14 protein-coding genes are annotated in these 12,666 nt (G+C 44.6%); 7 read left to right on the top strand and 7 right to left on the bottom strand.

Features of this window, described 5'->3' with window-relative positions; all coding sequences use genetic code 11:
- Positions 1-59 precede the first annotated feature (59 nt).
- Positions 60-1,202 carry a PilT/PilU family type 4a pilus ATPase gene (locus QUE24_RS09745; RefSeq protein WP_286303642.1) on the bottom strand — a complete coding sequence of 381 codons (1,143 nt, stop codon included), beginning with the start codon at positions 1,200-1,202 and terminating at the stop codon, positions 60-62.
- Between the two features lie 11 nt (positions 1,203-1,213).
- Positions 1,214-2,251: a type IV pilus twitching motility protein PilT gene (locus tag QUE24_RS09740; RefSeq protein ID WP_286303641.1), complete on the bottom strand. Its 1,038-nt coding sequence runs from the start codon at positions 2,249-2,251 to the stop codon at positions 1,214-1,216.
- Positions 2,252-2,341: 90 nt separating this feature from the next.
- Between QUE24_RS09740 and QUE24_RS09735 the strand changes: the two genes are divergently transcribed.
- The 6 genes from QUE24_RS09735 to pyrE all read left to right on the top strand — a co-directional run bounded on the left by QUE24_RS09735 (position 2,342) and on the right by pyrE (position 6,929).
- Positions 2,342-3,031, top strand: coding sequence for a YggS family pyridoxal phosphate-dependent enzyme (locus QUE24_RS09735; protein WP_286303640.1), 690 nt, complete (start codon positions 2,342-2,344; stop codon positions 3,029-3,031).
- A gap of 48 nt (positions 3,032-3,079) precedes the next feature.
- Positions 3,080-3,913, top strand: coding sequence for a pyrroline-5-carboxylate reductase (gene proC, locus QUE24_RS09730; protein WP_286303639.1), 834 nt, complete (start codon positions 3,080-3,082; stop codon positions 3,911-3,913).
- Positions 3,906-4,475: a YggT family protein gene (locus QUE24_RS09725; protein ID WP_286303638.1), complete on the top strand. Its 570-nt coding sequence runs from the start codon at positions 3,906-3,908 to the stop codon at positions 4,473-4,475. The genes proC and QUE24_RS09725 overlap by 8 nt, the downstream gene beginning before the upstream one ends.
- A gap of 63 nt (positions 4,476-4,538) precedes the next feature.
- Positions 4,539-5,687, top strand: coding sequence for a homoserine O-succinyltransferase MetX (gene metX / locus QUE24_RS09720; RefSeq protein WP_286303637.1), 1,149 nt, complete (start codon positions 4,539-4,541; stop codon positions 5,685-5,687).
- Positions 5,687-6,289, top strand: a complete 603-nt coding sequence (metW, locus tag QUE24_RS09715; RefSeq protein ID WP_286303636.1) for a methionine biosynthesis protein MetW — start codon at positions 5,687-5,689, stop codon at positions 6,287-6,289. The genes metX and metW overlap by 1 nt, the downstream gene beginning before the upstream one ends.
- Positions 6,282-6,929, top strand: coding sequence for an orotate phosphoribosyltransferase (gene pyrE / locus QUE24_RS09710; protein WP_425541693.1), 648 nt, complete (start codon positions 6,282-6,284; stop codon positions 6,927-6,929). Before metW ends, pyrE begins: the two co-directional genes overlap by 8 nt.
- 3 nt (positions 6,930-6,932) lie before the next feature.
- Here pyrE and QUE24_RS09705 read toward each other — a convergent pair whose 3' ends face one another.
- The gene (locus QUE24_RS09705; protein ID WP_286303635.1) at positions 6,933-7,688 is read right to left on the bottom strand and encodes a sulfite exporter TauE/SafE family protein; all 756 of its coding nucleotides are present in this window, start codon (positions 7,686-7,688) and stop codon (positions 6,933-6,935) included.
- A 28-nt stretch (positions 7,689-7,716) separates the two neighbouring features.
- Between QUE24_RS09705 and QUE24_RS09700 the strand changes: the two genes are divergently transcribed.
- Positions 7,717-8,370 (top strand): DUF4124 domain-containing protein, encoded by a 654-nt coding sequence (locus QUE24_RS09700; RefSeq protein ID WP_286303633.1) that lies wholly within the window; start codon positions 7,717-7,719, stop codon positions 8,368-8,370.
- Here QUE24_RS09700 and hisC read toward each other — a convergent pair whose 3' ends face one another.
- The 4 genes from hisC to murA are packed head-to-tail and all read right to left on the bottom strand — an operon-like array spanning position 8,371 to position 12,643.
- A complete protein-coding gene (hisC, locus tag QUE24_RS09695) occupies positions 8,371-9,426 on the bottom strand; it encodes a histidinol-phosphate transaminase (protein WP_286303632.1) in 1,056 nt (351 codons plus the stop codon).
- A gap of 2 nt (positions 9,427-9,428) precedes the next feature.
- On the bottom strand, positions 9,429-10,730 hold the full coding sequence (gene hisD, locus QUE24_RS09690; protein ID WP_286303631.1) for a histidinol dehydrogenase: 1,302 nt from the start codon (positions 10,728-10,730) through the stop codon (positions 9,429-9,431).
- A complete protein-coding gene (gene hisG, locus QUE24_RS09685; RefSeq protein ID WP_286303630.1) occupies positions 10,723-11,367 on the bottom strand; it encodes an ATP phosphoribosyltransferase in 645 nt (214 codons plus the stop codon). The genes hisD and hisG overlap by 8 nt, the downstream gene beginning before the upstream one ends.
- Positions 11,360-12,643, bottom strand: a complete 1,284-nt coding sequence (murA, locus tag QUE24_RS09680; protein ID WP_286303629.1) for a UDP-N-acetylglucosamine 1-carboxyvinyltransferase — start codon at positions 12,641-12,643, stop codon at positions 11,360-11,362. Before murA ends, hisG begins: the two co-directional genes overlap by 8 nt.
- Positions 12,644-12,666 lie beyond the last annotated feature (23 nt).

Here is a 12,666-nt window from a genome sequence, read left to right as displayed (position 1 = left end):
CTTGACGTCTAATAGATCTTATTAGTGATTGCGTGAATGCTGTGTCAAAAAAACAACAGCTATATACGCCCTATTACATCCTCAGGTTCAGCTTGTAAGGATAAACTGGAAACAGCACTGTCTTTAGCCAGTTCCCCCGACTCCATACCCAATTTAATCATTAGCCGTACTTCATTAGCTGAATCAGCGTTACGTAAGGCTTCCTCGTAGCTGATTTCACCGGCTTTGTACAAGTCATAGACGGCCTGATCAAATGTCTGCATACCCAGCTCTTTAGAGCGTTTCATCACTTCTTTAATTTCATAAACCTTGCCCTTCTCGATCAAATCAGCAATCAGCGGCGTATTCAGAAGCACCTCAACCGCAACAGCCCTGCCCGAGCCATCTTTTTTAGGGATTAGTCGCTGAGCGATAACGGCTTTCAGATTTAAGGAAAGATCTAAAAATAACTGTTGATGACGCTCTTCAGGAAAAAAGTTGATAATCCTGTCCATAGCCTGGTTCGCGTTATTTGCATGTAAGGTGGATAAACAAAGATGACCGGTTTCGGCAAATGCGACACCGTAATCCATCGTCTCACGGGTACGTATCTCACCAATCATGATCACATCCGGCGCCTGCCGCAAAGAGTTACGAAGCGCGATTTCATACGAGTCAGTGTCTATTCCAACTTCTCGTTGTGTAACAACACAGCCAGCGTGTTTATGGTCAAACTCAATAGGATCTTCAATCGTCAAAATGTGACCCGTACTATTCTGATTACGGTAACCGATCATGGCAGCCAATGTCGTTGACTTACCACTGCCTGTTGCACCGACAAAAATGACTAAACCACGTTTTGTCATCGATAATTCTTTGATGACTTGAGGCACATGGATGTCTTCAATAGTAGGAATCTCGTCTTTAATTCGACGCATCACCATGGCAATTTTATTGCGTTGATAAAGAGCACTAATACGAAAACGACCTGCGCCCTTAGTCTCCAGTGCGTAGTTACACTCTTTTTCACGCTCAAATGTTTTTTTCTGAGAATCAGACATCGTGCTTAATACTAAATCTCTGGCCTCATCATCCTGCAGTGCATCTTGTGAGAGTGTCGCCATACGTCCATTGACCTTTAAGGTGACGGGCCGACCAGCGGTGATGAACACATCTGAAGCATCATGTTTCACAGCGGCTTTTAAAATTGTGACAATTTCCATATCACACCTCTTTAACGGAATAAGTCTTTATTAACAGCACGTGGTAATGCTTCCTGTTTTGTCACTTTTTGTCTTCTGACCAAATCTTGTAAACACTGATCTAACGTTTGCATACCAATAGCGCCGCCCGTCTGAATAGCAGAGTACATCTGCGGTACTTTATCTTCGCGTATTAGATTTCTGATGGCAGGCGTGCCAATCATGATTTCATGCGCAGCAATTCGACCACCGCCGACTTTTTTCATTAATGTTTGCGAAATAACCGCGCGCAATGATTCAGATAACATGGAACGCACCATATCTTTTTCCGCAGCAGGGAACACGTCAATGATGCGGTCAATGGTTTTTGCTGCAGACGAGGTATGTAAGGTACCAAAGACTAAATGCCCGGTTTCAGCGGCTGTCAACGCCAATCTAATTGTCTCCAGATCACGTAACTCACCTACCAGAATGATATCTGGATCTTCACGCAAAGCACTTCTAAGCGCTTCACTAAAACCATGAGTATCACGATGCACTTCACGCTGATTGATCAAACATTTTTTACTTTGATGTACGAATTCGATCGGGTCTTCAATGGTTAAAATATGTTCATTATCTTTTTCATTTCGATAATTAATCATGCCTGCCAGCGTCGTGGATTTACCCGAACCGGTTGGCCCAGTCACCAATACAATTCCGCGATGATTATCCGCTATGGTTTTAAAAATATCGGGAGCGCCAAGATCTTCAAGACTCAATACTTTGGATGGAATCGTTCTAAAAACAGCCGCCGCACCGCGGTTCTGATTGAAAGCATTGACACGAAAACGTGCCAAGCCCGGCACCTCAAATGAGAAATCAGCTTCCAGGAACTCTTCAAAGTCCTTGCGCTGTTTGTCATTCATAATGTCATAAATCATCGCGTGAACATCTTTATGTTCCATCGCTGGCAGGTTAATGCGCTTGATATCACCATCGACACGGATCATTGGCGGCTCACCTGATGAAACATGTAAATCCGAGGCATTGTTTTTTGCGCTGAACGCAAGCAATTCAGTAATATCCATCAACGATTCCTATGCGGTTTGGTGTAGTCTAGTTAATTGAAAATTTAAGCAATGTGTATAAAGGTATCGCGCCCTTATGAGGCTTGCAACATGACAGATGTAAAAAAACGTTTCCAACAAATTCATCACGAAATATCGACATCGGCATCTTCCGCACAACGTGATCCGAAAAGCATACAATTATTGGCCGTCAGCAAAACATGGCCTGCAGAGGCATTGCGTGAAGTGGCGTTACTCGGTCAGCGCCAGTTTGGTGAAAACTATTTGCAGGAAGCCTTGGATAAGATTGATGCTTTGGCTGATCTTGATCTGGAATGGCATTTCATTGGTCCTATCCAATCGAATAAAACCCGTGATATCGCCGGGCATTTTGATTGGGTTCAGAGCGTTGATAGAGAAAAAATTGCCCGCCGTTTAGATGAGCACAGACCGGATTCACTTGCGCCTCTCAATGTCTGCATACAAATCAATATTGATGAAGAAGACACCAAATCAGGCACCAGTCCGGAAAAGCTACAGACATTAGCTGACTATATCGCCACTCTCGATAAGCTTTGCCTAAGAGGATTGATGGTTATTCCCTCTCCCAAACAATCCACCGACGAAGAAAAAGACAGCTTCTCACGTGCTTATGAATTGTTTCAGCAATTACGTCAGACATACCCGCAGGTTGATACTCTATCTATGGGAATGAGTGCAGATATGTCTACAGCCATCGCTTGTGGCAGTACAATGGTACGCATCGGGACAGCATTATTTGGACAGCGTGATAAACGTTAAGCATTTAATGCATCAAATTCCAACGAATACAGATACAAAGGTGAACAAATGAAGCAATGCACAATCGCATTTATTGGTGGCGGCAATATGGCGCGCAGCCTGATAGGCGGGCTGATTAGTAATGACTTTGCCGCTGATTACATTCATGTTTCTGATGCAAACACTGAAGCACTGGATAATTTAACCTCACGCTACAGTGTCAAAACATTCACTGACAATCTGGCTGCGATTGCTGATGCTGATGTAGTGATTCTGGCGGTAAAACCGCAGCAGTTGCAATCCGTCATTCGCCAAATCTCACCGGCTTGGCAACAAGATAAATTACTCATTTCTATTGCGGCAGGTATTCGATTGGATGATATTACTCGCTGGTTAGACTTTGAACAGGCTGCGATTGTCAGAGCCATGCCAAATACACCCTCTTTGGTTCAGGCGGGCGCTACCGCTCTCTGTGCCAATAATTATGTGACATCCGCTCAACATGAATTAGCGGAATCCATGTTAAGAGCGGTTGGCCTTGCTTTGTGGATTAGTGATGAGAAACAGATGGATGCCGTAACAGCTCTATCTGGCAGTGGCCCTGCTTATTTTTTCCTGGTACTGGAAGCGCTGCAAACAGCAGGTATGGAATTAGGTCTACCTGAAGAAACGGCACGTTTACTCGCGCTGGAAACCAGCTTTGGTGCAGCCAAAATGGCATTGGAAAGTGATGAGTCAGCCTGCGTACTTCGTCAACGTGTGACATCGCCCGGCGGCACAACAGAGCGAGCGCTCGATGTGTTTGAAGAAGGCGATCTACGCGGATTATTTAGCAAAGCACTCACAGCAGCAGCTCAACGCGCTGATGAACTCGCTGAACAATTAGGACAAGACTATGACTAGTGGTTATATAAGCAACCCTCTGATTTTCCTGATTGATACACTCATCTATCTATACATGGTGGTGGTTGCTCTGCGTTTGATAATGCAATGGGCACATTGGGAATATCACAACCCGATGGTGCAGTTTATTATCAAACTCACTCAGGTACCGGTGAAGTTTCTTCGCCGCTTTATCCCTGCTGCAGGTCGCTGGGATACAGCCACGCTGGTATTACTCATCAGTGTGACATTAATAAAAATGATCGCTGTGGGTTTACTCGCTGGCATAATGCCTCAAGGTCTTTTATGGCTCACCATTCTCCTGGCAGAATTATTTCAACTATTCATCAATATTTTTACTGTCAGTATCATCATCGAAGTGATTTTAAGCTGGGTAACCCCGGCAGGCACGTACAACCCTGTCGCGCCATTAGTCAGTAAGATGAATGCTCCATTACTTAGACCTGTCAGAAGGACCATCCCTCCTATTGCAGGAGTAGACTTATCTCCGCTGTTTGTATTACTGGGGTTACAAGTTTTATCAATGTTAGTCATGCCATTATTAGCAGGTCGCTATATATGATCCAGATTGCGCTACAACGGCAGTCTGATTAGACTTAACGCTTTTTACGGGAATCAACCATATATGCCGGAATCTATACCAGCTGACTCTGTTGGTCTGGTGAAACCATCGACAATTCATATCGATATACCACTTCAATTGGACTGTGGTAAGACGTTGTCAAGTTATGACTTAGTCTATGAAACCTATGGCTCATTAAATGAAGATGGCAGCAATGCTGTACTGATTTGTCACGCTCTTTCGGGTGATCATCATGCCGCCGGTTACCATACGATGGAAGACCGCAAACCCGGTTGGTGGGATACGGCTATTGGTCCGGGTAAGGCGATCGATACCAACCATTTTTATGTTGTGTGTCTGAATAATTTGGGTGGCTGTAAAGGTTCCACAGGCCCCAACACCATCAACCCGGAAACAGGTGAACTCTTCGGCCCTGACTTTCCTATTCTGACCGTGCCTGATTGGGTTCGCAGTCAAGCAATGCTGGCTGATCGTTTAGGCATTCAGCAATGGGCAGCTGTCATTGGTGGCAGTTTAGGTGGCATGCAGGCTTTGCAGTGGTCAATCAGCCTGCCAGAACGTGTTCGTCATGCTATCGTCATCGCGGCTGCACCTAAACTTTCAGCACAAAATATTGCGTTTAATGAAGTGGCTAGAACGGCGATAAAATCTGATCCTGATTTCCATGATGGTTATTACATCAAACATAACACCCTGCCACGCCATGGCTTGGGATTGGCACGTATGTTAGGCCATATTACCTATCTGTCAGATGAGGCCATGGGTGAAAAGTTTGGTCGCGAATTACGTAATGGTGCCATTCAATATGGCTACGACGTCGAGTTTCAAATTGAAAGTTACCTACGTTATCAAAGTACCAGTTTCGTTGAACGCTTTGATGCCAACACCTATTTATTAATGACCAAAGCACTGGATTATTTTGACCCGGCACAGGACTTTAACGATGATCTTGTCGCGACTGTCGATATGATTCAGGCGAAATCGCTCATTATCTCGTTCACAAGTGATTGGCGCTTTTCACCAGAGCGCTCAAAAGAAATTGTTAATGCGATGCTGGCTGCCGGTAAATCCGTCTGTTATGCCGAAATCGAGGCTCACCAGGGTCATGATGCGTTTTTGATGCCAATACCTCGTTACTTAGAAATCTTTGGTACCTATATGCAACAAATTGCTGCTGAGGGGGCGAAGTGATGGCCTTACGTGTTGACCAGCAAATTATCAGTGACTGGATTCCTAATGGTGCCAAAGTTCTGGACTTAGGGTGTGGTAATGGCAGCCTGCTCAAGCATTTGCAACAACGAGATATCACTGGCTACGGTCTGGAAATCGATAACAGTAAGTTTGCAGAATGTATTCAGGCCGGCATCAACGTTATCCAGGCAGACTTGGATCAAGGTTTAGCGCAATTTGCCGATCAGAGTTTTGACTTTGTTATCTTGTCGCAAACCTTACAAGCGATTCAACGCCCAGACTTCTTACTGCAGGAAATCGTCCGTGTTGGCAAGAATGGCATTATTGGTTTCCCAAACTTTGGACACTGGCAATGTCGAATGCAATTAGCGCTGGGTGGCAAAATGCCGGTCTCAAAGACACTGCCGAATGCCTGGTTTGAAACACCGAATATCCATTTATGTACGATTAAAGATTTTGAAAATCTTTGTGATGACTATCACCTTAACGTGCTTAACAGAAGCATTGTTAATCACAACAATAAAGATAGTCTAGGAATACGTTGTCTGCCTAACTTATTTGGTCAGGTCGCGATTTACCGAGTTCAAAAACAACATGATTAAACAGTATCAAAAAGAATTTATCGAGTTTGCCTTAGCCACAGGTGTTTTACGATTTGGCTCATTTACGCTCAAATCAGGCCGTCAAAGTCCCTATTTTTTCAATAGCGGCTTATTTAACAGTGGTGCCAGCCTGGCTAAACTCGGCCGATTCTACGCTCAAACTATTGCTGATTATGAACTGAAATTTGATGTGTTATTCGGCCCCGCCTATAAAGGCATACCTCTCGCCTCTACCACCGTTGTTGCGCTGGCCGATCAGCATAATCAAGATATGCCATATGTGTTTAACCGAAAAGAAATCAAAGATCACGGTGAAGGTGGTCAATTGGTTGGTGCAGAACTCAAAGGCAAAGTACTTATCATCGATGATGTCATTTCTGCCGGAACCTCCGTAAGAGAGTCTGTTGAGATCATCCGTGCCGCAGGTGCAGAACCCGCCGGCGTGATTATCGCTTTAGATAGACAGGAACGCGGTCAGGGTGAATTATCAGCCATACAAGAAGTTCAAGCCGAACATAATATTCCTGTATTGAATATCATTTCTCTCAACGATCTTCTGGGTTATTTGAAAGACAATCCTGATTTTGGTGAGTTTTTGCCAGCCGTGGCGGCTTATCGAGAACAATTTGGTGTGGCTTAAACATTAGCCGTAGATTAATTTCACAGATATACACAAAGTCACGATTTCAAATGCACGTTTAATCCAACGATTACCATGTTTTATTGCCAGATGAGATCCCAGATAACCGCCCAGTAATGAGCCAAGTAGCAATGCTGGCAACCAATCCCAACGAATATCACCTAGCAGCCCCAGAGTGATAGCACCTGTACCATTCCAAAACAACCCGACCATTATCAGCGTGTAAGCGACTGCACGCTGATAATCCATACCAAACCAACCTACCAGCCATAATGTCACAAAAAGCCCGGTACCTGAGGTCAGAGAGCCATTTAAGAAGCCTATCAGAAATAAAACCAATCCCCCCATGATGCAGCCGCTCCAATCTCTGTGTACAGGCACGTAATGTTGACCTAACTGTGGTTTGAGAATGGAGTAAATACCCAATCCACCGGTTAACATGCCCAATGCTATTTCTGCCCAACGATCAGGGACCAGCAAAATAATATTTCCACCCAGTACGACTCCCGGCAGTCCTGTTAGTAACATTAATAAAACAAATTGGCGTTCTAATCGGCTTGTTTTCAAATAGCGCAAAACAGCGCCAATTCCTAGAGCCACACTCGCGACTTTATGAGTCGCTAATGCAATAGAAAAACTTAATCCGAGAAAGATTAATACGGGAAATTGGATAAGCCCGGCACCACCACCTGAGAAGGCAGAAAAAGTATTGGCTACCAATGAAACCAAAAACAAGATAAATTGATCGAGAAAACTCAAAGATGACTCCAATCACACAGACATTATCATGATACGTAAATTATTCCTGTTCTTATTCCTCTGCTTATTCAGCCTTTCCGTCTCAGCAGGTCAGCTATACCGCTTCCCTGACGAGAATGGTGTGATGACATTAAGTACCTCGCTGCCATCTGCTGCAGCACAGAAAGGCTACGACATCATTGATGCTGAAACCATGCGTCTTATTGAGCGTGTACCAGCGGCCCTAACAGAGCAAGAATTGCTCGAGCAGGCTGCACAGCAAAAAGTCGAAGAAGAAGCGCGTCTGCAAGCCGAAGCACAAGCCAAACAGGCAGAGGAAGCCCGTCAGGCACAACAGGCTTATGATAAAACATTACTGATTACGTACCGCTCGGAAGCTGATCTTATTCGCGCACGTGATAGTGATATAGCTTATCGACAAGAACAGATTGAGATGCATCAACAAAAGCTACCTGATCTCAAACAGTATCTCTATCAACTACAAAATGAAGCTGCTCAACGTGAGCTAAGTGGCGCCAAAATCACTGCTAATATGCAAAAACGCTTAGATGCAGCAAAAGAAGAAATTCAAGTAAGACAGCAAGCTATTAATGATCTGAAAGCCGAGATCACACAGTTAGAAAGTAAATATGATCATGATCTCAAACGATTGAAATACCTGTTTAAACCTAACAAACAATAGTTAAACTAACGTATCCATAACCGATAATAATTGCTGGTTTTCAGTTGCAGTGCCAATAGAAATCCGTAAAAACTGTTCAATTCGCGGTTTGTTAAAGTGTCTAACGATAATGCCTTCTTTTCTAAGTCCAGCCGCAATATCAGCGGCCTTGGCCTGCTTATGCGAAGCAAAAACAAAATTGGCAGCTGAAGGCAGCACATCAAACCCTAACTCTTGAAGCCCTGTTACCACTTTATTTCGTTCATCAATGACTGCCTGACAGGTGTCTTTGAAATAGGCTTTATCTTTCATCGCTGCAATCCCAGCAGCAGAGGCCAAACTGTCAACGGGATAAGAATTAAAACTGTCTTTAACCCGAACCAATGCTTCAATCAGTTCAGGTTGACCAATCGCATAACCTATCCTGAGACCAGCTAGGGACCGCGACTTTGACATTGTCTGTACAACCAAAAGATTAGGATAATCTTTGACCAGACTGACGGCAGACTCACCACCAAAATCAATATATGCTTCATCAATCACTACAACTGAATCGGTATTCTTTCGTAGTAATTTTTCGATGTCAGAAAGCGCTAATAAACAGCCTGTAGGCGCGTTGGGATTAGGAAAAATAATCCCACCGTTGGTATTGCTATAGTTATCCACATCAATCTCAAATGCATCATTTAACGGTACTTTGTCAAAGCTTATCTGATAAAGCTGACAATAGACCGGATAAAAGCTATAGCTGATGTCTGGAAATAAGATAGGCGCTTCATGCCTGAACAGCGCATTAAACACATGTCCAAGAACTTCGTCAGAGCCATTTCCGACAAACACATACGCACTATCAATCTGATAAAAATCAGCGATTGCTTGCCGTAGCTCGGCTGATGTCGGGTCCGGGTATAAACGCAAGCGATCACTTGCCGCCATACGAATGGCCTCAATCACTTTTGGTGATGGGCCGTACGGATTTTCATTGGTATTGAGCTTCGTTAAATTGGCCAGCTTGGGTTGTTCACCTGGCACATAAGGGTCTAACTCTTTAACAAAACCGCTCCAAAAGCGACTCATGATTAATCCTTAAGACGATATTCTGCTGATCTAGCATGTGCTGTGAGACTTTCACCGCGAGCTAATACCGATGCCACCTTACCTAAGCTCTGTGCACCCTGCTCCGATACCTGAATCAGACTAGAACGTTTCTGAAAGTCATAAACACCCAATGGTGAACTGAATCTTGCTGTTCTTGATGTAGGAAGAACATGGTTCGGCCCGGCACAATAGTCTCCCAAAGCTTCAGGCGTATAACGACCCAAGAAGATAGCACCAGCATGGCGGATTTTTTTAGCCATCTCCATCGGATCATCAACAGACAACTCTAAATGCTCAGCAGCAATAAAGTTGGCGACTTCGATAGCGGTATCCATATCTTCAACATGAATCATCGCAGCACGGTTCTGCAATGATGTCGTGATGATATCTTTGCGTTCCATTGTCGGCAAAAGCTTAGCAATGGAGGCGTTCACTTTTTCCAGGAAATCTGCATCAGGTGAGATAAGTATCGATTGTGCATCTTCATCGTGCTCGGCTTGCGAAAACAGGTCCATAGCAATCCAGTCTGGATCGGTTTTACCATCACAAATAACTAAAATCTCAGAAGGTCCAGCAATCATATCAATACCCACGGTACCGAAAACCATGCCTTTTGCTGTGGCGACAAAGATATTACCTGGGCCGACTATCTTATCGACTTGTGGAATCGTTTCTGTACCATAGGCCAGCGCAGCTACAGCCTGGGCACCACCTACAGCAAAAATACGGTCAACGCCGGCAACTGCCGCCGCGGCAAGTACTAACTCATTCACTTCGCCATTAGGCGTCGGGACCACCATAATCAACTCTTGGACGCCAGCCACTTTTGCTGGAATCGCATTCATCAATACGGATGATGGATAAGCCGCTTTACCACCAGGTACATAGAGTCCTGCCCGATCTAAAGGCGTCACTTGTTGACCAAGTAAGGTGCCATCTTCTTCGGTATAGCTCCATGAGCTCTGTTTTTGATGATCGTGATACTGACGTACGCGCTGAGCAGCGGCTTCAAGGGCTTGTCTTTGTTCTGACGGAATATTTTCTAATGCGGCTTTAGCACGATCCAAACTAATCTCAAGATCAGACATCGTTTCAGCAGTGACGCGGTCAAAACGGCGACTATACTCAAGCACTGCCTCATCACCACGAGACTTCACTTCAGCAAGAATTTCTTTGACAATGTCCGTCACTTTGTCATCTGACACACCTTCCCAGGCGAGGATATCTTCCAAAGCGGTCCAAAAATCAGCTTGTGAGGCACTGAGCTGTTTTATTTCAATCATTATTTTGTTCTCTAACTGCGTCTCTAATGTGTTCAATAAAAGATTGCATTCGTTTATGTTTCATTTTCATTGATGCTTTATTGACCACTAATCTTGAGCTTATATCCGCAATATGTTCCATCGGAATCAGCCCATTCGCACGTAAGGTGTTACCGGTATCGACTACATCAACGATGCGATCTGCCAGCCCAACCAATGGAGCTAACTCCATAGAGCCATAAAGCTTGATGATTTCGACCTGCTCACCCTTTTCAGCATAAAAGCGACGGGTACTCTCAACAAATTTTGTAGCAACTCGTAATCTGCCGGAACGTATTTCATCATCAGGCTTACCAGCGGTCATCAATTTACAACAAGCTATGTTTAGGTCAACAGGTTCATATAACTCTGCATGAGGGTGCTCCATCAATACATCCTTACCCGCGACACCAATATCAGCACCACCATATTCCACATAGGTTGGGACATCAGAAGCTCTGACAATAATCAATTTTACATCTGGCAGGTTAGTATCCAGGATAAGTTTACGACTGGTTTCCGGATCATCCACGGGAACGATTCCGGCAGCGGCGAGCAAAGGTAAGGTTTCCTTGAAAATACGCCCCTTGGACAAAGCTAGCGTTAAGGTATCAGACATCAGCAGACCTCGCTGAGCTCGGAATTCGACGAATTTTCGCACCTAATTGTTGCAGTTTTTCTTCAATACATTCATAACCACGATCAATATGATAGATACGTTCAACGACTGTTTCGCCTTCAGCCACTAAAGCTGCCAAGACTAAACAGGCTGAAGCACGTAAATCCGTCGCCATGACGGGAGCAGCTGTTAGATAATCACGACCTTTACACACCACCGTATTACCCTCGATCTGAAGGTTGGCACCCATCCGTTGCATTTCCTGAACATGCATAAAGCGATTTTCAAAAACGGTTTCAACGATAGTAGCCTGCCCTTCAGCAATACTGTTTAGCGCAGTAAATTGTGCTTGCATATCTGTTGGGAAAGCAGGATATGGAGCAGTTCTGATATTGACTGCTTTAGGTCTATTGCCATGCATATCCAGAGAAATCCAATCATCACCGACACTGACAGAAGCACCCGCCTCTTCAAGCTTCAACAGAACAGATTCCAGTTGGTTGGCGTCTGTATCTTTTAATTTGACACGTCCGCGCGTGATGGCCGCAGCCACGAGATAAGTGCCAGTTTCAATACGGTCAGGCAATATCTGATACTTAGTACCTGAAAGCGATTTAACACCTTCAATCACCAGTGTAGCGGTGCCAATACCAGATATTTTCGCTCCCATCTGATTGAGATAATTTGCTAGATCAACAACTTCAGGCTCTCTGGCAGCATTCTCAATCGTGGTCGTACCTTGTGCCAAGGTAGCCGCCATCATCAGGTTCTCTGTACCGGTAACGGTCACCTGATCCATGAAAATATGAGCGCCCTTCAACCCCTTACCACTGGTAGCACGGATATAACCATTTTCTACGCGTATATCTGCACCCATTTGCTGTAAGCCACGCAAATGTAAATCAACCGGACGTGAACCAATCGCACAACCGCCAGGGAGTGATACATCCGCTTTACCGTATTTTGCTAATAAAGGACCTAAAACAAGGATGGAAGCACGCATAGTTTTCACAAGATCATAAGCGGCTTCGGTATCGGTTAGTGTCGTGGGATCAATCACGACACCTGAGCGTTCATCGACAGTAAGTGTGACCCCCATGCGACCTAATAACTCTAGGGTGGTGGTGATATCATGCAGATGTGGCACATTCCCGATACGTACCGGAGAATCGGCCAGTAACGCGCCCATTAGAATTGGAAGCGCAGCATTTTTTGCACCTGATATTCGTATTTCACCATCAAGCGCTACACCGCCACTAATAATCAATTTGTCCATAACAGTCTTTGTGTTGTCTACTG

Origin of the sequence: Methylophaga marina (assembly GCF_030296755.1) — a bacterium.
GTDB lineage: Bacteria > Pseudomonadota > Gammaproteobacteria > Nitrosococcales > Methylophagaceae > Methylophaga > Methylophaga marina.
Note: the sequence above shows the minus strand (reverse complement) of the source record. Positions and strands in the feature narration are given on the sequence as shown.